This is a genomic window from Mesorhizobium sp. NBSH29 (assembly GCF_015500055.1).
Classification (GTDB): domain Bacteria; phylum Pseudomonadota; class Alphaproteobacteria; order Rhizobiales; family Rhizobiaceae; genus Neomesorhizobium.
In genome coordinates this window covers 3,124,274-3,145,499 of the sequence record NZ_CP045492.1, presented here as the reverse complement: position 1 = coordinate 3,145,499, position 21,226 = coordinate 3,124,274, and the positions used below count along the sequence as shown (strand labels likewise).

The following is a 21,226-nucleotide window of genomic DNA, read 5'->3' as shown; positions in this document are numbered from 1 at the left end:
TCCCGTTGACCGCGTGAATGTTCGGGCTCCTCCCAGGCACCGGAAATCGACCGGCGCCTACAATCAGATCATGAAATCGGCTTCTCCCTCGACTGTCCATTGAGAGGGGTCTACGAGGCGTCCCTCGGCCTCGACGCGGCCGTCAGGGTGAAAGCGAACGACGCCGTATTCGGGATCGTCGATTATCCAGATGGCGCCGTCGCGCTTTAGGGAAAGACCTGCAAAACGGCTGGCAAACGCTTCGAGGTCACCACCGCGGGCTTCTTGGCCAAGGCGTACAATCCATGTTGCCTTGTGGCCGGCGACGCGCAGCTCGTTGCCCGCGGTAGGCCCGCTCTGCACAAGCGTGAGATCGGCGTCCGCTTTCAAAAGCACCTGGCCGCTGTCGGCCTGCGCCAGAGCTACCTGACCAGAAACGCGGCTGGCGTCGAACGCCTCGCGCGGGAACCATGCATGGGTAAAGCCGGGCTGTTCGGGCGCGCAGTCGAATTCGAGAACGGCAAGACCCCGATAGTGATGCAAGCGCGGCAGGGTGCCCGAGCCGCCCCAATAGGATGGACGGCCATAGCCCGAATGGATGGTTTCGCCCGGATGGTTGATCCATATCTGGGCATCCGGGTTCTGGCCAAGCCTCAGATGCAGAACGGTTTCCTGATAGCCCCACTCGTTCCAGCGGTAATGGGCGGCGGTGCCAAGGGCGTAGTCGCGGGTTTTATAATGGTAGAGTTTTGCGATCCGGTCCTGGCCCTGCGCGAACCGCCACTCATGGGCGCCGTCGCGGTCAAACGCGGCGAGTCCGGCCAGATTGTCAGGCACCGCAAGACCGAAATCGCGCAGACAAAGCGCCAACTGTGGTAGCGCGTGGAACCGTTTGCCGAAATTACCGGTGCCCCACAGCATGCGCGCGATGCCCGAAAGTTCAAGCGAGCGTGGTGCGCGAAGCGTGTGCTCATAAGAACGTCCCTGCGCGCCAGTCAGCGCACCATGGTGGGCGGAGCGGGCGACAACCTCGAGAAGCCGAAGGATGGCCTTGCCCGCGCGCAGGCGCACATCGGTATCGGGCGCGAGTGCGTAGAGCGCGGTAAGCCCCTTAAGGTCGATCGGGAAGTAAGGAGCCGAGTTGAACTCGGCCATCTCCCATGCCTCAAAGTGGTCGAGCCAGGCGCGGACGCGCGTCAGGCCGATGGATGACTGGTCGCTGCCCTTGCGGCCCGAGCGCGCAAAGGTCTGGTCGACAAGGAGATGACCGGACAGATAGGCGGCGGTGTGGAACAAGAGTGCGTGGTTTTCCGAGAAATACCATTGCACGTCATTGCCCGGTTCATCCATCCAGTAGCGGTAGCCGAGGATGGCCTGGTCAATGCGGTCGCGCAGGGCAGGCTCGATGGCATCACCATGGCGGGTGCGGCACCACAGAAGCGGCACAAGGATGAAATCGGCGCAGTCGTGGCAATCTTCAACCGCCGGCAAGGCTGCGGCAATCATGGCCTCGGTCTCGGCGCCGGAACGGTCGGTGGCGAGCCGCGCCAGCGCGCGCACGGTGTCGCGCTCGGCGTGGTTCGAAACTTCGTCCAAAGCTTCGGTGATGCGTTCCGCGAGCGAGGAGGGCGCGGTGCCCTGGCGTTCCAAATGGCAGATCTCGACGCCGAAGACGCGGCGTGCCGTGAAACCGGCGTGGGACATAGATACTGCGAAGTGGCGGAAATCGGCTGGCAGAGCGGCGGTGTCGGCAAGAGGAAGACGGGTGGCACCGGCGGCCACTTCGAGCTTGAGCACCAGAGGCGGCTCGATCGACATGAAGTCGCCCTCGACGGTCACCAGTACATCCACCGGGCAGGGCAGCGGTGCGCTTGTCACCAATGCAACTACGCCGCTGCCATAAGCGGTTTTTTCGAAATGCATGGCCTCCATGCTCGCTTCCATGGCGGCGGCAGCTGTGCCGTCGATCGGCAACGGAAGCGCGTGGATGGCGTCCGGGCCTTCCAGATAATCCAGCTGGAAGTAGTAGCGGGCATCACGCTCGGCGAGATCGTCGAACCAGATGGTGATTTCATTGCTCCCGGCGTGGAGCAACACGGTCACATCGGTGGAGGATTCGAGGTTGCGTCCGTAGGGGGCCATCCAGCCTGCTTCGACGCCGTTGACGAAGACGACCGCGCCACCGCACGTGCGCAGCCGCAGCGTGGCTTCGCCGGCATGGGCCGCATCGATGGCGGTCTGGGCCCAGGTGCCGATGGTGGTGGGCCGAAACCAGAAGCCGGAAAGGTCGACGCGCGGCGAGGCAAAGGGCAGCCAGGTGCGGTGGGCCGAGAAGCTGCCGACAGGATCGGGTCGCTTGCCGCGTCGCTCGGCAATGAACCGGGTGCGACACGGATATTCATGCGGAATGAAATTCTTGTGCTTGGTCAGGAAGAAGAACGGGTCCATCTCACCCTGCATGGGCTGGTCGGCCACATCGTAGCGGGCTTCGACGGTCTGACCGAGATGCCAGTAGCTGATCGGCGAGCCGAAGGCCAAAGGACGGCGCAGGACTAGATCGTTCATGGGGTGAACCGCAATGTTCATCGAAGTGTCTCGACCGGCACGGGGGTGACGTCGTTGTATGCTTGGTTTTCACCGGTCATGCCCCAGACAAAAGCGTAGGGCCCGGTGCCGCTGCCCATATGGATCGACCATGCCGGCGAGATGACGCAGTCGCCATTGGCGACCATCAGATGGCGGGTGCTGTCGGGCCGGCCCATCAGGTGGACCACACGGTCCTGATCGTCCATGTCGAAATAGCAGTAAGCCTCCATGCGCCGCTCATGCAGATGGGGCGGCATGGTGTTCCAGACGCTGCCGGGCGCCAGATCGGTGATGCCCATCAAAAGCAGGCAGGAGGGCGCGACTTCAGGATGGATGTACATTTTCAGCCGCCGCTTGTTGGCGCGCTTTTCTTCGCCGAGGTCGAGCGGTTTTGCTTCCTGGCTGGTGATCAGGCGGTGGGGAATGTCGGCGCCGGCGGGCACGGAGTTCATGTAGAAGCGGGCTGGATTCTTGGCGTCGTCGCTGGTGAGGCTGACCGACAGTGCGCCGCGACCGATGTAGAGGATATCGCGGTTGGCCAGTTTGAACGTCTTGCCGTCGACAATGATCGACCCGGCGCCGCCGAGATTGGCAATGCCCATTTCGCGGGCGGTGAAAAAGTGCTCGGTGCCGACATCAGCGCCGTCGCCGAATTCGAGCGGGGTGTCGGTTGGGACTGCGCCTCCGAGGATCATGCGGTCGGTGTGGGTGTAGCAGAATTCGAGAAAGCCCGGCACGAACAGCTGTTCGACCAGAAACTCGGCACGCAGCCGGTCGGTGTCAAATCCTGGAATATCGCCGGGCCCGGCGCCGTAGAGTATTCGCATCAGGCGGCCTCCTCGATCTGGTCTGCGTGGATCATGCCTTCGGTGAGGCACAGGATGGCGAGTGCCTGTCCGTAGCCGGTCGGCTGGATCGGGATGTCGCGGTAAAACTGCAAATCATGGCCCATGCGGGTGCCGTAGGACACGTTGCCGAGAAACCCTTGTGACCCGATATTGGCGCGGACGGCGGCGAGTGCCCGTTGCCCTGCACTGGCGCATTGCTTGGGCCCGATGCCAAGGCGCGCTGCCTTCATCAGGCCGTAGCCGAAGCCGGCGGTGGCTGACATTTCTTCATAGGATTGCGGATCGTCGAGTAGCGTGTGCCAGGCGCCTGATGGGGCCTGGAGCTTCAGCAGTGCCTCAACCTGCGCCTCGAAGACGCCGAGCAGGAAGTCGCGCACCGGCGCATCAATTTCGGCAAGCTCGATCAGGTCGAGAATGCCGACTGTGATCCAGGCGTTGCCGCGCGCCCATAGAGCGCGGGCGAAATTGTGCCGGCCCTCGAAGGTCCAGCCATGGAACCAGAGCCCGGTATGGGGGTCGCCCAGATATCGCGTGTGGACGAGGAATTGGCGCACTGCTTCGTCGACGCAATCGCGCCTTCCGGCAGTCTGTCCGTAGCTGGCAAGGAACAGCGCTGCCATGAACAGCGTGTCGTCCCACAGTTCGTCGTCGTTGATCCTGTCTGAGACATTGTGCTGGAAGCCGCCTTCCGGCGTGCGCGGCATTTTCTGCATCATGCGGTCGGCCCAAGCCGAAAGTGGCGCTTCCCATCGCGTGTCGCGGGTCTCTCGCCACAACAGAGAGAGCGCCAGCATGGGAGCGGTGGTGTTTACATTCATGGGCGGCAGGCCCGCAGACAGGCGGCGCTCATACCAGTCTTCGACGGTGTGGCGCAGGCTGTCGTCGCCGGTATGCTGCCACAGGCGCACCAGGCCGTAGAGGCCGACACCTTGCGGCCATTCCCACGAATCGAAGCTGATATAGTCGCCCGCCGTACCGTCAAGATTGGGCTCGTCATAGCGGCCATCATGGCGCAGGCGCGTCATGCCCTCGACGAGGTGCATGATTTCCAGACGCAGTTTTTCCGACGATGACGGCACGGTTCCTCCCCAGATGTGCAACCTCATGCCTACCGTTCCACACTGCAAAAACTTGCGCAATATGAAAATTTTTTGCATAGATTGGGAAAGGGAGATGCGCGCGCCATGGCAGTTGAGGGCAAACGGGGCAGGCCGAGCAGGCGGGTGCGGCTGGAAGATATTGCGGCGCGCTGCGGCGTTTCGGTCAGCACGGCATCGCGGGCCTTGGCCGGCGGCAAGGGAGTGCGTGGGGAGTTGCGCGAACGTTTGCTGGAGGCGGCCAAGACGCTCAACTATTCGATCCCGGCGTCGGTGATGGGGCGCAAGGTCATCCTTGCTGCCTCGAGCGCCGCCATGGTCGATTATGTGCGCAGCCAGTTCACCTTCTATGTTCTGGAGGGTCTCAACGAGCGCGCGCGCGCCCTCGACGTTGAACTGGTGACGCTGGCGGTGGCAGGACCGGAGGAAGCGCGCGCGCCGATCAATGCCGCGCTCAGCGATCCGGCGACCGTTGGCTGCCTGTTCCTGACCATGGATGATGAGACCGTTCTGTCGCTGGCGAGCGGTTTCGACAAGCCTTTCGTGCTGGTCAACGGCGATGATCCGGCCATGCGCCACTCGAGCGTGACGCCATGCAACCGCTCGGCCGCACATCTGGCGACCGACCACCTGCTTGATATGGGCCATGAGCGGGTTCTGTTTCTGATGCGGCGCGGGCGGCGCACCATCGAGCGGCGTTTCGAGGGGTGGCAGGATGCGCTGCGTGGCCGTGGCATCGATCCCGCAGGCGATCTTGTCCTGGAAGTCTCCGACTGGCTGCCCGAGCTTGCCGCCGAGGCGGTGGCTGCGCGCATCCGTGACAAGGGGCTTGATTTCACCGGCATCGTCGCGGCTGGCGACAGCCTTGCGGTGGGTGCGATGATGGGGGTCGACCGTGCCGGGTTCAGCGTGCCGGGCGATGTCTCGGTGGTCGGCATGGACGACCTGCCGCAGGCCGCATTTGCCAATCCGCCGCTGACCACGATGCATATTCCCATGCGCGAGATCGGGGCGGCGGCGCTGAACCTGCTTCTGGACGACCTGGGTGGAATGGACGTTCCGGCGCGGCGGGTGGAGTTCGCCTGCCACATCGTGCTGCGGCAATCGACGGGACCGGTGAGAGCTTGAAAACGATGTGTGGCAGCCTGCGGAGTTTTCCGAAGGCCTGGTGGGAAGTCGCGTGGCGTCAGCCCGCAAAACCATCGAACCGACCGTAGCCGCCGCGCGAAAAAACCAGCGGCTCGCCGTCACGCAGGGCTGCCTCCACCACACGTGCCACGACGATCAGGTGGTCTCCTCCATCGTGGCCGGCGATGCGTGCACATTCGAAGCGCGACAGGCAGTCTGGCAGCACTGGCACGCCATTTTCACTCCAGGTGAAGTCGAGGCCGGAAAATGCGTCCCCGGCGCGGGCAAAGCGGCGGCTGAGATCGAGCTGGTCGGCATCGAGAATGTGGACAGCAAAGTTCTTGCAGTCGGCAAAGGCGTCGTAGCGACTGGAATTGCGGCCTATCGACCACAGCACGACCGGCGGGTCGAGCGAGACAGCAGAAAAGCTGTTGGCGGTGATGCCGACTGGGCCGTCCTCGGTCGCCGTGGTGACGATGGTGACGCCGGTGGCAAAGCGGCCGAGCGCATCGCGAAAGGTGCGGGTGCTGTCTGGGCCCGGAACGAAGCTCTGCATGGCGGTGGGCTGATCGTTGAAATGGTACATTTTTACCCTGTCTCCGATTAATGCCGCGAGCCTGAGCCGAGCGGAGTTGCCGGCGTTTCCGCCGGCACCCGCCCATAGATTTTTGGCAACGAACAGGTTTTCAGGTGTGGCAGGACGCGGCTGCCAAACGATATGCATTCGTCGAGATGCGGGTAGCCGGAGAAGATGAAGGCGCGGATGCCCATCTTCTGGTACGCCTCGATCTCGGACAGAACCTGATCGGCTGACCCGACCAAAGCGGCGCCGCAGCCCGAGCGGGCGCGGCCAATCCCGGTCCATAGGTGGGGCTCGATAAAGCCATCGGCGTCAGCAACGTCGCGGTTTGTCGCCTGGTGGGAAACGCCGAGCGAGGTCGCGTCCAGCGCCCGGGCGCGGATGGCTCGGCCTTGCTCGTCGTCGAGCTTCGAGACCAGTTCGCGGGCGTATTCGCGGGCTTCCTTTTCGGTGTCACGAACGATCATGTGTACGCGCAGACCGTAGTCGAGCGTGCGGCCATGTGCGGCGGCGCGCTCATGCACCGCCTTCATGCGGCCCGCCAGCGCTTCCTTCGTCTCGGGCCACATCAAATAGACGTCACAATGCTGGCCGCACAGTTCCAGCGCATCGGGAGAGTAGCCGCCGAAGTAGAGCAGTGGGCCGCCATTTTGCTGGTAGGGCTTTGCCGGCTCAGCCGACACGTTGGCGAACCGGTAGACTTCGCCCTGATAATTGATTTCGTCGCACGTCCAGGCCTGCTTGAGGATCTCGACCACCTCGCGCGAACGCTGGTAGCGGAAGGCGCTGTCGGCGGTTTCTCCGGGAAAATCCGACGAGATGATGTTGAGGGTCAGCCGCCCCTTAAGCATATGATCAAGCGTCGCAAGCGTGCGGGCCAGCATGATGGGCTGCATCTCGCCGCAGCGGATTGCAGCCAGCAGATTGATGCGGCTGGTGATGGGTGCGGCGCCGGCGACAAAAGACAGCGTGTCCTGGCCAACCTGATAGGAGGAGGGACACAAGATATTTCCGAACCCTTGCTCCTCGGCGATTTTCAGGATTTCCGAGCAATGTTCCCAACTTGAGCGCAGGACCCCATCCGGGACGCCCAGATAGCGGTAATCGTCGGAGCAGAGCGCGGCGAACCAGGCAATTTCGGCGGCGTCCAGATCGGCGGAGGTTACAGGGACGATGGTCATTTCGTGGGAATTCCTGCACTGCAACTTTATGCTTGAGTATCACCGGATTTGTTGTAGATCAATAGTGTATCAATTTGCACTGAGTCACCTGTGATGGCCCGAACCCTTGCCTTGCCGATGCACCAGCAGGTCTGCGAAATGCTGATCCGCGAGATTGCTGCCGGTCGCCGCGCTGATGGCGAGAAGCTGCCGCCCGAGCGCGAAATGGCGCAATCGCTTGGCATTGCGGTCGGCACGCTGCGCAAGGCGCTGGGTGAGCTCGAGGCCAAGGGACTTCTGGAGCGGGTACAGGGGTCGGGGAACTATGTGCGGCACCGGCCCGAGGTGGACAGTGTCTATGCGCTGTTTCGGCTCGAACTGATCGAGGGAGGCGGCCTGCCGACAGCAAAGGTGATTTCCGTCGCGCGGATGGCAAAGCCGGTCGATCTGCCTGAATTCGGCCAGCACCAGGAAGGGCATCGCATCCGCCGTCTGCGCCATCTGGGCGGCAGACCCGCTGCCGTCGAAGAAATCTGGCTCGATGCCAGCCATGTCGACCAGCTGAGCGCTAAGGACCTGTCGGATTCGCTGTATCTCTACTATCGAAAAGTTCTGCGCCTATGGATAGCGCGGGCGGAAGATCGGCTCGGTGTCGCGACCGTGCCAGGCTGGGCGCCGGACGCGTTCGGGCTTGCTGCCGGGGCATCGGCCGGTTTCATCGAGCGGATCGGCTGGACGCAGGATGGCGCCAGCATCGAATTTTCCCGCACCTGGTTTGACCATACCGTCGCGCGCTATGTCGCGCGGCTTCGATAGGAGAGGGCATGGCCCGGCATATCTCATATGGCGTTATCGGTTGCGGCATGATGGGGCAGGAGCATCTGCGCAATATCGCCCTGTTACCCGACACCAGCATTGCCGCCATTTTCGAGCCAGACGTAATGATGCGTGACGCGGCGCGCCAGCTTGCGCCCCATGCGGTGTTTGTCGACACCGTGGAAGCGCTTCTGGCCGTGCCCGGTCTCGACTGTCTTTTGATCGCCAGCCCCAACCAGTTTCATGTCGACCAGCTGCGCCTCGTTGCCGCGACTCGTCCGCTGCCGGTGCTGGTGGAAAAACCGATCGCGATCAGCGACGCTGGGTTGCACGCGGTGCGGCAGCTCGCCGGCGACTATCCGGCGCCGCTGTGGGTAGCGATGGAATATCGCTACATGCCACCGGTGGCGCGTTTTATTGAACAGGTGGCAGGCGTGACCGGAGGGATCACCATGCTGACCATCCGCGAGCACCGCTATCCGTTCCTGACTAAGGTCAGCGCCTGGAACCGGTTCAACAGCCAATCCGGGGGGACGTTCGTTGAAAAATGCTGCCACTTTTTCGATCTGATGCGGCTGATCCTGAAATCTGAACCGACACGAGTCATGGCATCGGCAGGGCAGGCCGTGAATCATCTGGATGAGGTCCATGGTGGGCGAACGCCTGACATCTGGGACCACGGCTATGTGCTGGTCGATTTTGCCAGCGGTGCGCGCGCCATGCTTGAACTTTGCATGTTTGCTGAAGGCGGTCGTTATCAGGAGGAAATTTCGGCTGTGGGTGCGCAAGGCAAGATCGAGTGCCTCGTGCCCGGACCGACGCGCTTCTGGCCGGTTGACCGGGGGCCGCAACCGACCGCGCAGGTGATTATGAGCCCACGCCCGCCGCATACCGGCAGCGCTCTCGAGATCCCGGTTGACCCAGATCTTCTGGCGGTAGGCGACCACAACGGGTCGACCTTTTACCAACACAAGCGGTTTGTTGCTGCAGTGCGCGGCGAGGGGCCTGTCGAGGTGACTGTGGACGATGGAATCGCCGCAGTGGCCATCGGCATGGCAGCGCAGCGCTCTGCGCGTGAGGGTATCGCCGTCATTTTATGAAACCGAGAGGCGGGCAACGGTTGGCACGACGAATTTTTCACGCTGGACGGGCAATTGTCCCCTATAAGGGCGCAAAGCGATCCAACCGGGGACTAAAATGAGCGAAAACGGTGTGCCGACGAGCATGTTTGGCCAGGTGCAGCCTTATGCGGGCGATCCCATCTTCAAGCTGGTCGATCAATTCCATGCTGACCCGCATCCGGACAAGATCAATCTGTGCATTGGCGTTTTCACCGGCGAGGATGGCAAGATCCCGGTGCTGGATTCGGTGCGGACCGCGCATGAGAGAGTGGGCTTCGGGCAGCGGCCCTATCTGCCGATGGAAGGCGATGCGCGTTTTCGCGACGCCACGCAGCGCCTGGCATTTGGCGAGGACCATCCAGCCCTTGGCGACAAACGCATCGCCACCATGCAGAGCCTTGGTGGCAGCGGAGCCCTTGGCATCGCCGCTGACTTCCTGGCCAAACACGCGCCGGGCCGGACTGTCTATGTCAGCGATCCAACCTGGGAAAACCATCATGGGCTTTTTCAACGTGCCGGTTTTACGACCACCTCCTACCGCTACTGGAATGCCACCGAGCGCGCCCTCGACGTCGCGGGTATGCTCGAGGATTTGAGGGCTGCACCCGAAGGTTCCATCGTGATCATCCAGCCTGTCTGCCACAATCCAACCGGGCTCGATCTCGATGAGGCGTCGCAAAAGGCCGTTTCCGAGGTGGTGCGGGAGCGGCGCCATATCGTCATGTTCGATATGGCGTATCAGGGGTTTGGAACTGGTGTCGATGCGGATGCCGCGTTTGTCAGGCGCCACTCCGCACTCTATCCCGGTTGCTTGGTGGCGACCTCGTTCTCCAAGAACTTTTCGCTTTATGGCGAACGCTGCGGGGCGCTGCACGTGGTGTGCGAGACCGCGAGCGAGGCATCCAATGTGCTGGGACAACTGCGGCTGGCGATTCGGCGCAGCTATTCCTCTCCATCGTTTACGGCGGGCAGCCTGGTCGGTTCTGTGCTCGACGATGCGGCGCTGAACCATCAATGGCGCGGCGAAGTGGATGCCATGCGCGCGCGCCTTGAAGACATGCGGGCAGGGCTTGTCGAACGCATCGAGGCCCAGGCAGGCAATGTCGACGTCTCGTTCCTCAGCCGCCAGCGCGGCATGTTCGCATATACCGGGATCAGGGTCGAAGACATCAGGGCGGTGCGCGAGGATGGCCTTTACCTCCTGGATTCGGGACGCATCTCGGTCGCCGGCTTGACGACCAGGAATCTTGATCGTGTGGCCACCGCACTGGCGCATTGTTTTCGCAGCTCGCCATCCTGAGACGCTTCATGCGGGCCGAATGACCCAAAAACAGTACTTGCCTGAGGGCTTTGGTTCCTTCAGCTGGCTGCATGACAGTGCAGACGCTCGACCTGGTCCGATACGATCTTCGCCCTCTGGAGCTTACTGATTCGGGCTATCTCGCACGATGGCTTTCAGACCCTAAACTTTCAGCGGCGCTGGCGATCCCGGCTCGACCGCACAGCCGCGACGACGCTGCGCGGTACATCCTGTCACTGGGCCAGGGTGCGATGCTGACCAGCGGGATTGTCGAGCGCATGACCGGCCATCTGGTTGCTCTGACGGCCAATTATCATGATCCCCGACACCGCACTGTTCACTACAATCTGGTGATCGGCGAAGCCGGCTCGCGCGGTCCTACGGCGCATGTTGCCATGACGATGCTGGTGTTCGACTGGCTCTTTCAGGATTACGGGATCGAGAAGATTGCTGTCCGCACCCAGGCAACCCGGCGGCGCCTAGCGGAACTCATGGAAGATCTTGGCATCCGCCGCGAAGGTATTCTCGTTGGCGAGACTGTTTCGGCAGATGGTCAGTCGCGGATCGACCAGTTCGCACATGGCATACTGGCTGCCGAATGGCCCAACGCGCGGGCCAACGCCGAAGCCTTCCTGAGGGAGACTGCACGGTGAGCGTCACGTTAACTTCCCAAAATTTCATCCAGCGCAGCATCAGTCCAGCCGATGATCTGCTGCCGCTCCAGCGATGGCTGGCTGACGCCGAACTGATGGCAGCGCTGAACCTTCCGGTACGCCATTTGAAGTTGGAGGATCTGGCTCGTTACGTTGCCGGCTTCGACAACAAATCTTCTTTCATACTGGGTTTCTGCGAGCGCGGGAACGACACGCTTCTGGGGTATCGCCTGATCGAGCTGAATCGCTTTCACCGGCGGGCAAGTATGCATATTCTGATCGCTGAAGAGCGTTATCGCAGCCGACGTGTGACCGACGAGACGTCCGTTGCATTCTACGATTGGATGTTTGGCACGATGGGCGTCAACAAAGTTGTCGGCGAGATTGTCGAGGGAAACCAGAGGGCGATCCGGCGTGCTGAAGCATTCGGATATGTCTACGAGGCGACGTTGCGCCAGGAATTGTTATCAGCCGATCAGTCCCGTTTTTTCAACCAGATGCGGTTCGCTCTTTTTGCAGACAGCTGGCCGCAAGTGCGCAGCGCTGCAGTGGAACGACTGGCGAACCAACTCACCTGATCTCGCAGTGCTTCGATCTTCCCGCAGCGCCGTCCCGTCATAAAAAAACGCCGACGCTTTCGCGCCGGCGTGAGGCAACAGTGCCGCTTACGCGGTCAGAACTTGTAGGTTAGTGACAACGCACCGGCGTGGCTGGTTACATCCTTGCCGAAACTACCGTCATAGCTCAGCTTGGCCGACAGTGCCGCGTTGAAGTCCATGCCCATGCCCAGTCCCAGTCCAAAACGGTCGCGTCCACCAGCCTGAACCGTGGTTGCGAACTCGGCGCCGGCGACGGGGGCAATCACAGCATTGCTGATGTCGCTGTTGCTGCTCAGGCGGCGTTCGTAGCGCAATTCGATCTCCGGGTGGAGCACCAGTGCGCCAACCACATAACGCGTCGCGAAGCGCATGCCGACATCGCCGTAGGATTGGCTGACCGAATCTTCGGCGACCGTCAGGTTGAGGATGCCGGCGCCGGTTTCGGTAAATCCATCGCGTGTGGCGTTTGCCCCACGCAGGCGGGCCACCGGACCGACGCTGGTGCCTTCCGCAAGACCGAAGCGAGGCGCCAGATCATAGAACGCCTCAACATGGCCTGAAAGTGCGTTCCCGTCCGTGTCGCCGAGCGCAACCGCGCCAGAGACATTGCGCCAGAGATTGTAGGAGCCGTTCGAATAGGCCAGGGCACCGGCAAGGTGGAGTGCATCAATCTGATATCCGGCATAGATGCCGACATGTGCGGAATTGATGCGGGCGCCGCCATTGATGACATCGACAGTTGAACGGGTATAGCCGCCGGCCAGGCCGATGACCCCTTTGCCTTCGCCGGACATGCGGTATTCGATGCCGCCTGCAATGCCGCCAACGGTGTTGTCGTAGCCGCGCACGCCGTCCCGTTCGTCAACCGAAGCGTCGAGGCCGAGGGCGCCGACCCAGACAGCAAGTCCGCCGAGCTCCGTTATCGGAGCGGGGGAATGGAAGTCCGCGCCATAGACCCGGTGAACAGCAGGGAAGGTTTCGGACCGTGTCACCGGCGCATCGTAGCCGAGAGGCGTGCCGATGGAAGCCGTGGTTGTTGTTGATCCGCCAGACATCCGTCCGGCCAGCATCTGAGAGAACTGGAGGCTGCTGTCGCCGGCGCCGAAGGCAGCCGCGAGAGCATTCTCCTTGTCGGAGAACCCGGGAGTGCCTGCACCTGGCTGGTTGGGTTGGTTGACAGGCGCCTTGATCAAACCAAGCTTGACCGTGTTACCATCATAGCTGTCGACAAAGTCGATGTCCTGGAGATTGTCGGACAGGCTGGCGAATTTGCCGGTAACGCCGCCTTCGGCTTCGATCACTGTGTAGGTCTGGCTGGCGTAGCTGCCGGGCGTAGCGATGATGTTCATCGTTGCGCCGTCAATCATGGCTGTGCCGCCGACGCTGAGCAGATCGGAATTGCCGGTGTCGTCCACGCGGGTCTCAAAGATCGCGCCTTCCATGAACGTGGCGCTGTCGCGAACCGAAAGCGTTCCGAAGGCGGAAGCATCCGCATTGCCGGGCGCCAGACGTGCGCCTGACAAGATGGTGGCTGAACCGATGGTGCCGGTACCACCGAGTTTTGCGCCAGAGGCGACGTTGAATGCGGTGGATGCCATTTCAGCGTTTGCAAAGAGGTTTCCGCCGAGTACCGAGAAGTTGCCTATTTCGGTGTTGGAGCCTGACAGGAAGAAGGTGCCGCCTTCGCGCTTTTCGAAAATGTCGAACCCGCGGAATTGCTCGGCATCAGAGTAGACGCCGTCACCGTCGAGCAGACTGACATCAAAGGACCCATCGTTTTCGCCGCCGAGAACGAAGGTATCGCGCTTGCCGGTAAGGTCGGGGCCGGCATCTGGATCCGGCTCGCGATCAAACAGAGTGTCGGCATAAACGTCACCCACGATGTTGGCGGTGGCCTCGTAGATGAATGTGTCGGCCCCATCGTTCAACTGGATTGCTGTTGGCCGTGAAGACAGGTCGCGCTCACCTTGAACAGTTCCGGCGATCCGGATTGTTGTATCCAGTGCGACTTGCCCGCCAATGAAAACGGCCTGGCCTGATGCCGCGGTGATACTGCCGCTAGCACCGACGGTGATGTTGGCGCGTTGACGCGCTGGTTCAAGCGGGGGTGCGTCAAACGCAGTCCGGCTTTCCATCAAGTTGCCGCCAACGATATAGATGCCGCGATGGGCCGCAGAGATCTCTCCCTGGACGCTGATGTTGGCGACAAGATCGTCGCCCCCGTTTTCCTGGAACCTCAAGTGGATGGCATCTTGAGCCGAATTGATGCTTCCGGTTTCCGATACGGTGATGGTAGCGCGGTCCCCAACTTCGATGCTGGGACTGGTGAGGAATACCCCATCACCCGGCTTGCCGATGAAAAAGCCGCCTTCGGTGGTAACAGCGCCATCGATCTGCAGGTTCGCATCTGTTCCCGCCCGGATTCCCGACCCCATCGTGGTGATTGATCCCCCTTCGCGCAGCAGGAGATGCAGGCGGTCGCCGGCGCTTACGCCGCTCTTCTTGCCTGAGGTAAACACGTTTCCAAGCTCAAGATCGGCGTCGTCGCCAACCAAAATGACCGGACTCTCCGACTCGCTTACGGATTCAATCCTGCTCTCGTTTGCAGCATGGATGACCGCAAAGTCGCCCAACCGGATCGCGGTCCCCTTGTTCGAAGCGGTGATGCCGCCGTCGCCACTGACGTTAATGGTCATTCCATCGTCAGTGTAATCCTGCGGTGAAAACTCGGTGATCGGCCCGGAACAATTGACGACCTGTCCGACGGGGTCTGCGCATGCCGCCAGGGCCGGGCTGGTCATCGCCATCGGCGCCATCAGTGCGAGCACACCGATTGACGCCCCGCTCAACAATCCGGATTTGAAACGATGCATGACCCACCCATTTTTCGCGGGCGTGTCCCCGCCCGGCATATGCCTTACGTACCGTCAGAGACGGCCGATATCCTCTCCGTACTGGGGAAGCAGGCGGTGGTCTATCAGCGCTAACTGATTATTCTTGGGTTGTTTTCCAGTTCAGGCACCGGCAGTTGCGGGGACCCGAAGCATTGCTCGAATGCAGCATCGATGATCGCCAGCTTCTCAGCCTGGATCAGCAGGAACTGGTGTCGGAACTGGTTGGATATCCAAAGGCGCGAGCGTCCGCGCTGGCCTTCCCAACCCAGGCTTCCGGCAGCCTCCGCCTCCCTGATCTTGCGCGCGGCATGGGTCCGCGACAGGCTGAGCCCCTCGGCGATTCGCGACACCGAGGTGAGACCTGTGATTGCTCGTTCCTGCGTCGCATCTTCTTGCTCAACCGAGGCGATCAACCTTTCCATGATCAGAAAGCCGTTGTTGAGCCACATGAACTGGGAGAAGTCTTGCGTCGGCTCACGAATGGGATGCGAACTCAGGAGGCCTACGGCAATCAGCGGCTGGATTGTTTGCAATCCATCCGGTGCTTGAGCGTACAGTGTCCCACGGTCCGCGCCGTCAAGTGCATCGAGTGTTGCAAGGTGAATGCGCATCCACACATCAATGGCACCGATCGTCACGGGAGTTGGTTCGTAGAGGCGCAGACGGCGGTCTGTGGCAGAAGGACGGGTGCGGATCACCCCGTATTGATGCATCTCAACCAAAAAAGCGGCAGCGGTGTTGGCGCTCGCGACTGAATGGGCCTCCACTTCCTGGGCAAACCGGGCCGGGTTGAGCGCTTCCCGGTCCTCACCGTCCCTGTTGCGCCAGTGGAGCGTCAGCCCGATATGGGCCATCAGCCAGCGCTGCTGCGTGGCAAAGATCGACGCAAGGCGGGGCATGCGCCCATTCACTTCGAGAAAATCTCGCGACTGAGCGGTGATGCGGTCGAGGAAAGCCGGATTGGCTGTCAGGTCGCTTTGGGCAAGGGGCATGTATGGGTGGCACTTCGACTGGTGGAACCAGCACGATAACTGCGACGGGTGGAGGCGTGTTCCCACGCTCCAACCCGACGACTGTTCCGCAAGGTAAGGGCGTGCACCTATAGGGAGGATGCTGTCCGGTGCAAGGGACTATGCCTTGTTGTAAAATCGGGCTGCAACTTTCACGTGGCCAGATTGCGCGATCGAACAACGAGCTTTCCAGTGCCTCCCACAATATCCACCATTTGGCCACGTGTGTCTGGGCACCAAGAGCTTCAAAGAGTTCTACGCATTGTTTGACTTTAAACTCCACACATGCGGCAACTTCGCTGATTTGGGTTCTACCGTCTTCGGGCCCGTGGGACGATTGCTCAGCATATGCGCTGGCGTTTTGCACTTTGACTACCAGCGGCAGCGCCAAGCCCTTGCCCCACGGCACAGATATCTGTGTCTATTCAGTCACATTGCCCACCAATCGCCGATTTTTTCTTAAATTGCAGACTCACTTCGCTACAGGACAATTCCGGTGCAGCGCTGTCCAAGACGCCTTTTTGGCGAAGTGCCATATCTCCCCGACAAATCGAATGTCACGCGTCGAATCGGGGACAGTTTATGCATTGCAACAATTTCAAGGGCCACAATGACTCAGCTTCAATGGGGCTCAAACCTGAATTGACTGCGCCGCGTCGCTTGATGCTATCTATTTCTGTTCTCGCATTTGTGAGCGCTCTGACGCTGCCGAGAGCAGCAATAGCAGCGAGCGTTGGCTGGAATGGTGGGACGTCAAGTGACTGGTTTACTAGTTCAAACTGGACACCCGCGACGATCCCCGGCGGGGCAGACATCGCTTTCGTGGGCACTGTAGCAGTAAATTCTGCAGTTATTAATGCTGGCAATGCCTTCGCCGCGACTACTTATGTCGGGTACCAGACTGGCCTCACAGGCATATTGAATATTTCAAATAACAGCAGTCTGACGAGTAGCAACGGCGTCATATTGGGTTTCAATTCGGGCTCGGCGGGCACTATTACAGTGGATGGCGTTGGCTCATTGCTAAGTAACGGTACAAATACCACTGTTGGCTACGGCGGAAACGGCACTCTCGCCATTCTTAATGGTGCTGTCATTACCAATGTAGCAGGCAATGTTGGCGCGCTTGTCGGTTCTAATGGTGCGGTAATTGTCGATGGCGCAGGGTCCGCGTGGAACAATGCCGGCGACCTAACGATCGGCAATGACGGCGCTGGTGCACTTGCCATTTCGGGTGGCGGCTCTGTTAGCGCATTGCATAGTTGGATCGGGAAAAATGCCGGGTCAGACGGTGATGTCAGCGTTGCGGGAGCTGGTTCAACATGGACAAATACGAACGGCTTGATTATCGGCGATGCAGGAGCTGGCTTACTCGACATTTCTGCTGGCGGCGCGGTCAGTGACACGATCGGCATCCTAGGTGCCACGACCGGTGTTGTTGGAACAGTCAAAGTCAATGGCGCCGGGTCCTCGTGGACAAATAGCGGTGCTCTGAGCGTTGGTCAGTCGGGTAATGGCAATCTTTACGTCGGCAGCGGTGGCGCGGTCAGCAGTAACGGCGCAACTTTCGGTAATGCCACTGGATCTAACGGTTTCGGCCAAGTTGCGGGATTGGGCTCAACATTCACAAATACCGGCGCGTTGGTCGTAGCCAAATATGGCACCAGCACGTTGAACGTGCAAAGTGGAGGTGCTGTTAGTTCCAACACCACGAGTATTGGCGAAAACGCAGGTGGCGTTGGCATTGTCAATGTTAATGGTGCGGGATCCACTTGGACCAGTAGCGCTGACGTTTTTGTGGGTTTTAACGGTTCCGGTACGTTAAATGTCGCCAACTCGGGCGTTGTCACCAGCACCACCGGGGGGCTTTTCGCCGCATACTATTCTGGATCAACGGGCGACATAATTGTTGGTTCTGGCGGTACACTGACGTCGAGTAGTCAAGTCGAAATTGGACATGGCGGCACCGGCAGCTTGACTGTTTCAGGTGGTGGTTCCGTTCAAGACGTCGATGGAATACTTGGCAGTTCCGGAAATGGCGTTGGAACAGCAACTATAACTGGCGCTGGTTCATCTTGGGTCAATTCGGGTGGGCTTACTGTTGGTAATCTCGGCACCGGCTCCCTGAACATCACCAGCGGTGGCGCGGTCAGCAGTAACGGCGCAACTTTCGGTAATGCCACTGGATCTAACGGTTTCGGCCAAGTTGCGGGATTGGGCTCAACATTCACAAATACCGGCGCGTTGGTCGTAGCCAAATATGGCACCAGCACGTTGAACGTGCAAAGTGGAGGTGCTGTTAGTTCCAACACCACGAGTATTGGCGAAAACGCAGGTGGCGTTGGCATTGTCAATGTTAATGGTGCGGGATCCACTTGGACCAGTAGCGCTGACGTTTTTGTGGGTTTTAACGGTTCCGGTACGTTAAATGTCGCCAACTCGGGCGTTGTCACCAGCACCACCGGGGGGCTTTTCGTCGCATACTATTCTGGATCAACGGGCGACATAATTGTTGGTTCTGGCGGTACACTGACGTCGAGTAGTCAAGTCGAAATTGGACATGGCGGCACCGGCAGCTTGACTGTTTCAGGTGGTGGTTCCGTTCAAGACGTCGATGGAATACTTGGCAGTTCCGGAAATGGCGTTGGAACAGCAACTATAACTGGCGCTGGTTCATCTTGGGTCAATTCGGGTGGGCTTACTGTTGGTAATCTCGGCACCGGCTCCCTGAACATCACCAGCGGTGGCGCGGTCAGCAATTTTGACGGCTATTTGGGTCGCGCTGTAGGCTCATCCGGCATGGCGACGATCGATGGAGCGGGGTCCTCTTGGACGAACGCGGGCGATCTCAACGTTGGCAATCAAGGTACTGGAACGCTTAACATCACCAATGGCGGCGCAGTTAGCAATGCGACGGGCATTTTAGCGCAATATAATAACTCAACAGGCACAGTCACAGTTGATGGCGCAGGTTCAACATGGACGAACAGTGGCTATATCTCAATTGGCGAACGCGGAATCGGAACGTTAAGTGTTCTTAACGGCGGTGCGGTCAGCAATAATTTTGCCGTCATGGGTAACAATGCCGGTGCCACTGGTGCGGCGCTAATCGATGGCGCAGGTTCCACTTGGAATATGACCAGTGCCTTAGAGGTCGGCGTGTTTGGAACAGGCACATTGACGGTTAGCAATGGCGGCTCAGTTGTCAGCAATACGTTTGGAGATTTGGGCCTATTCGCGGGGTCAACGGGAACTGCGACGATCGATGGTGCGGGATCCACTTGGACGAATGCGGGCGATCTCAGCGTTGGCAGTCGAGGTGCCGGTACGCTGAACATCACCAGCGGCGGCGCTGTCAGCAATGCGACGGGCGTTTTGGCGCAATATAATAACTCTACAGGCACAGTCACAGTTGATGGCGCAGGTTCAACATGGACGAACAGTGGCAGTATCTCAATTGGCGAACGCGGAATCGGAACGTTAAGTGTTCTTAACGGCGGTGCGGTCAGCAATGATGTTGCTGTCATGGGTAACAATGCCGGTGCCACTGGTGCGGCGCTAATCGATGGCGCAGGTTCCACTTGGAATATGACCAGTGCCTTAGAGGTCGGCGTGCTTGGAACAGGCACATTGACGGTTAGCAATGGCGGCTCAGTTGTCAGCAATACGTTTGGAGATTTGGGCCTATTCGCGGGGTCAACGGGAACTGCGACGATCGATGGTGCGGGATCCACTTGGACGAATGCGGGCGATCTCAGCGTTGGCAGTCGAGGTGCCGGTACGCTGAACATCACCAGCGGTGGCGCGGTCAGCAATTTTGACGGCTATTTGGGTCGCGCTGTAGGCTCATCCGGCATGGCGACGATCGATGGAGCGGGGTCGTATTGGACAAGCTCCCACGATCTTGTGGTCGGCAACGCCGGCGCCGGCACGTTGAACATCACAAATGGCGGCGGCGTGAGCAGCGTTAATGGTCAGATTGGCGGCCTCGCAGGCGGCGTTGGTCATGCAAGCGTTGATGGTGTGGGTTCTACCTGGGACAATGTTTCATTTGCGGTCGGCTATTATGGCACCGGTACGCTGGACATCATCAATGGCGGCAAAGTGACTGCCAGCACGTGGGCTAGCTTGGCTTCTTATGCAGGTGCCAACGGTGTAATGAAGGTTGATGGCGCTGGTTCGAGCTTCACCGGATTGAGTTGGTTTGACGTCGGTGAATATGGTTCCGGGACGCTGGTTATCAGCAATGGCGGTGTGGTCAGCGATACCGATGGGTATGTCGGCGATCTGATTGGCTCAACCGGCACAGCAACGGTTGATGGGGCTGGTTCAATCTGGACAAATAGTGTCGATCTTTATGTCGGCAATTATGATCAGAGCACGGGAACCCTCAATGTTTCCAATGGTGGCACGGTTTCGGCGGTTGGCAATGTAAGGGTTGCCGAACAAGTGGGTTCGACTGGTGTGATCAATATTGGTGGCGCGGCGAGTGCGGCGCCGCTTGCGGCGGGTAATATGACCGCCACTGGTTTGGTGTTTGGAGCGGGCACTGGCACGCTCAATTTCAATCACACCGAAGCTGCATATGACTTTGCATCACCCATTACAGGTGCAGGCAAGATCAATCAGGTGGCGGGTGTCACTCGGCTGACGGGCAACTCGGCTGGTTTTTCCGGATCGACTAATGTCAGCGGTGGACGTTTGGCAGTCAATGGATCGCTGGCTAATTCCAACATCGATGTCATAGGCGGCATTTTGGGCGGCAGCGGGACGGTGGGCGCAGTGACCATCCACTCCGGTGGTACATTTGCACCCGGCAATTCCATCGGCACTTTGACGGTCGCTGGCAATCTGGTTCAGGCCGCAGGCTCAAGTTATGATGTTGAAATAAATATGGCTGGCGCTTCGGATTTGATCGACGTCACCGGGACAGCAACAATTGCTGCCGGCGCAAATTTGAATGTTGTTCGGCTTGATGCTGGGCCTTATGTGCTTGGGACGCAGTATACAATATTGCAAGCAGCAGGCGGCGTGGTGGGAACCTACACCATCCCTGTTAGCCTGCTATCCGGTCTGGAAGCCAGTTATGATGCAACGCATGCATATTTGAATGTGGTTCCAGCCGCTACATTTTCGTCGATTGGTATAACGCCCAATCAGAAAGCGGCGGGTAATGCCGCTGAAGCCTTGGGCGCTGGCAATCCCATTTTTGATGGTATTCTCAATAGCGCCACCGTTGCTGACGTTCAGTTTGCATTCGACCAGATTTCTGGCGAGATCCATGCGTCGGCCCAAACGGCGCTTATCGAAGACAGTAAGTTTTTGCGTGAGGCGGCTATCGACCGGCTACGTGTGGCATTTAGCGATGACGAGGCGGGCCAAGATGATGTTCAAGCCATCTGGGGCCGGGCATATGGTGCATTAGGCCGTGTGGACGAATTGACTCAGGTATAGC

At 59.8% G+C, this 21,226-nt stretch carries 14 protein-coding genes; 7 read left to right on the top strand and 7 right to left on the bottom strand.

Annotated elements, in window-relative coordinates:
- Window positions 1-63: 63 nt before the first annotated feature.
- Genes GA830_RS15630 through bglB form a run of 3 tightly spaced genes read right to left on the bottom strand, consistent with a single transcriptional unit; the run spans window position 64 to window position 4,519 of the window.
- Entirely contained in the window at window positions 64-2,544 is a 2,481-nt protein-coding gene (locus GA830_RS15630; RefSeq protein ID WP_195162713.1) for a hypothetical protein, read from the bottom strand.
- A 17-nt stretch (window positions 2,545-2,561) separates the two neighbouring features.
- Window positions 2,562-3,392: a 5-dehydro-4-deoxy-D-glucuronate isomerase gene (gene kduI, locus GA830_RS15625; RefSeq protein WP_195162712.1), complete on the bottom strand. Its 831-nt coding sequence runs from the start codon at window positions 3,390-3,392 to the stop codon at window positions 2,562-2,564.
- Window positions 3,392-4,519 carry a beta-galactosidase BglB gene (gene bglB / locus GA830_RS15620; protein ID WP_195162711.1) on the bottom strand — a complete coding sequence of 376 codons (1,128 nt, stop codon included), beginning with the start codon at window positions 4,517-4,519 and terminating at the stop codon, window positions 3,392-3,394. The genes kduI and bglB overlap by 1 nt, the downstream gene beginning before the upstream one ends.
- 78 nt (window positions 4,520-4,597) lie before the next feature.
- On the opposite strand from bglB, the gene GA830_RS15615 reads away from it, so the two are divergent.
- Window positions 4,598-5,638, top strand: a complete 1,041-nt coding sequence (locus GA830_RS15615; protein WP_195162710.1) for a LacI family DNA-binding transcriptional regulator — start codon at window positions 4,598-4,600, stop codon at window positions 5,636-5,638.
- A gap of 58 nt (window positions 5,639-5,696) precedes the next feature.
- Here the strand turns inward: GA830_RS15615 and GA830_RS15610 are convergent, their stop codons facing one another.
- Complete coding sequence (locus GA830_RS15610; RefSeq protein ID WP_195162709.1) at window positions 5,697-6,224, bottom strand: flavin reductase family protein; 528 nt, start codon at window positions 6,222-6,224, stop codon at window positions 5,697-5,699.
- Window positions 6,225-6,241: 17 nt separating this feature from the next.
- Window positions 6,242-7,399, bottom strand: a complete 1,158-nt coding sequence (locus GA830_RS15605; protein WP_195162708.1) for an LLM class flavin-dependent oxidoreductase — start codon at window positions 7,397-7,399, stop codon at window positions 6,242-6,244.
- A gap of 93 nt (window positions 7,400-7,492) precedes the next feature.
- On the opposite strand from GA830_RS15605, the gene GA830_RS15600 reads away from it, so the two are divergent.
- The 5 genes from GA830_RS15600 to GA830_RS15580 all read left to right on the top strand — a co-directional run bounded on the left by GA830_RS15600 (window position 7,493) and on the right by GA830_RS15580 (window position 11,846).
- A complete protein-coding gene (locus tag GA830_RS15600; protein WP_258045471.1) occupies window positions 7,493-8,194 on the top strand; it encodes a GntR family transcriptional regulator in 702 nt (233 codons plus the stop codon).
- Between the two features lie 8 nt (window positions 8,195-8,202).
- Window positions 8,203-9,294 carry a Gfo/Idh/MocA family protein gene (locus tag GA830_RS15595; protein ID WP_195162707.1) on the top strand — a complete coding sequence of 364 codons (1,092 nt, stop codon included), beginning with the start codon at window positions 8,203-8,205 and terminating at the stop codon, window positions 9,292-9,294.
- A 97-nt stretch (window positions 9,295-9,391) separates the two neighbouring features.
- Complete coding sequence (locus GA830_RS15590) at window positions 9,392-10,615, top strand: amino acid aminotransferase (RefSeq protein ID WP_258045470.1); 1,224 nt, start codon at window positions 9,392-9,394, stop codon at window positions 10,613-10,615.
- 71 nt (window positions 10,616-10,686) lie between these two features.
- Window positions 10,687-11,268, top strand: coding sequence for a GNAT family N-acetyltransferase (locus GA830_RS15585; RefSeq protein WP_195162706.1), 582 nt, complete (start codon window positions 10,687-10,689; stop codon window positions 11,266-11,268).
- Window positions 11,265-11,846 carry a GNAT family N-acetyltransferase gene (locus GA830_RS15580; protein ID WP_195162705.1) on the top strand — a complete coding sequence of 194 codons (582 nt, stop codon included), beginning with the start codon at window positions 11,265-11,267 and terminating at the stop codon, window positions 11,844-11,846. Before GA830_RS15585 ends, GA830_RS15580 begins: the two co-directional genes overlap by 4 nt.
- A 95-nt stretch (window positions 11,847-11,941) precedes the next feature.
- Here GA830_RS15580 and GA830_RS15575 read toward each other — a convergent pair whose 3' ends face one another.
- Together GA830_RS15575 and GA830_RS15570 are read right to left on the bottom strand one after the other, a co-directional pair.
- Window positions 11,942-14,740 carry an autotransporter family protein gene (locus GA830_RS15575; protein ID WP_195162704.1) on the bottom strand — a complete coding sequence of 933 codons (2,799 nt, stop codon included), beginning with the start codon at window positions 14,738-14,740 and terminating at the stop codon, window positions 11,942-11,944.
- A 110-nt stretch (window positions 14,741-14,850) separates the two neighbouring features.
- Complete coding sequence (locus GA830_RS15570) at window positions 14,851-15,615, bottom strand: hypothetical protein (protein ID WP_195162703.1); 765 nt, start codon at window positions 15,613-15,615, stop codon at window positions 14,851-14,853.
- 738 nt (window positions 15,616-16,353) lie between these two features.
- Between GA830_RS15570 and GA830_RS15565 the strand changes: the two genes are divergently transcribed.
- Window positions 16,354-21,225, top strand: coding sequence for a beta strand repeat-containing protein (locus GA830_RS15565; RefSeq protein ID WP_195162702.1), 4,872 nt, complete (start codon window positions 16,354-16,356; stop codon window positions 21,223-21,225).
- Window position 21,226 lies beyond the last annotated feature (1 nt).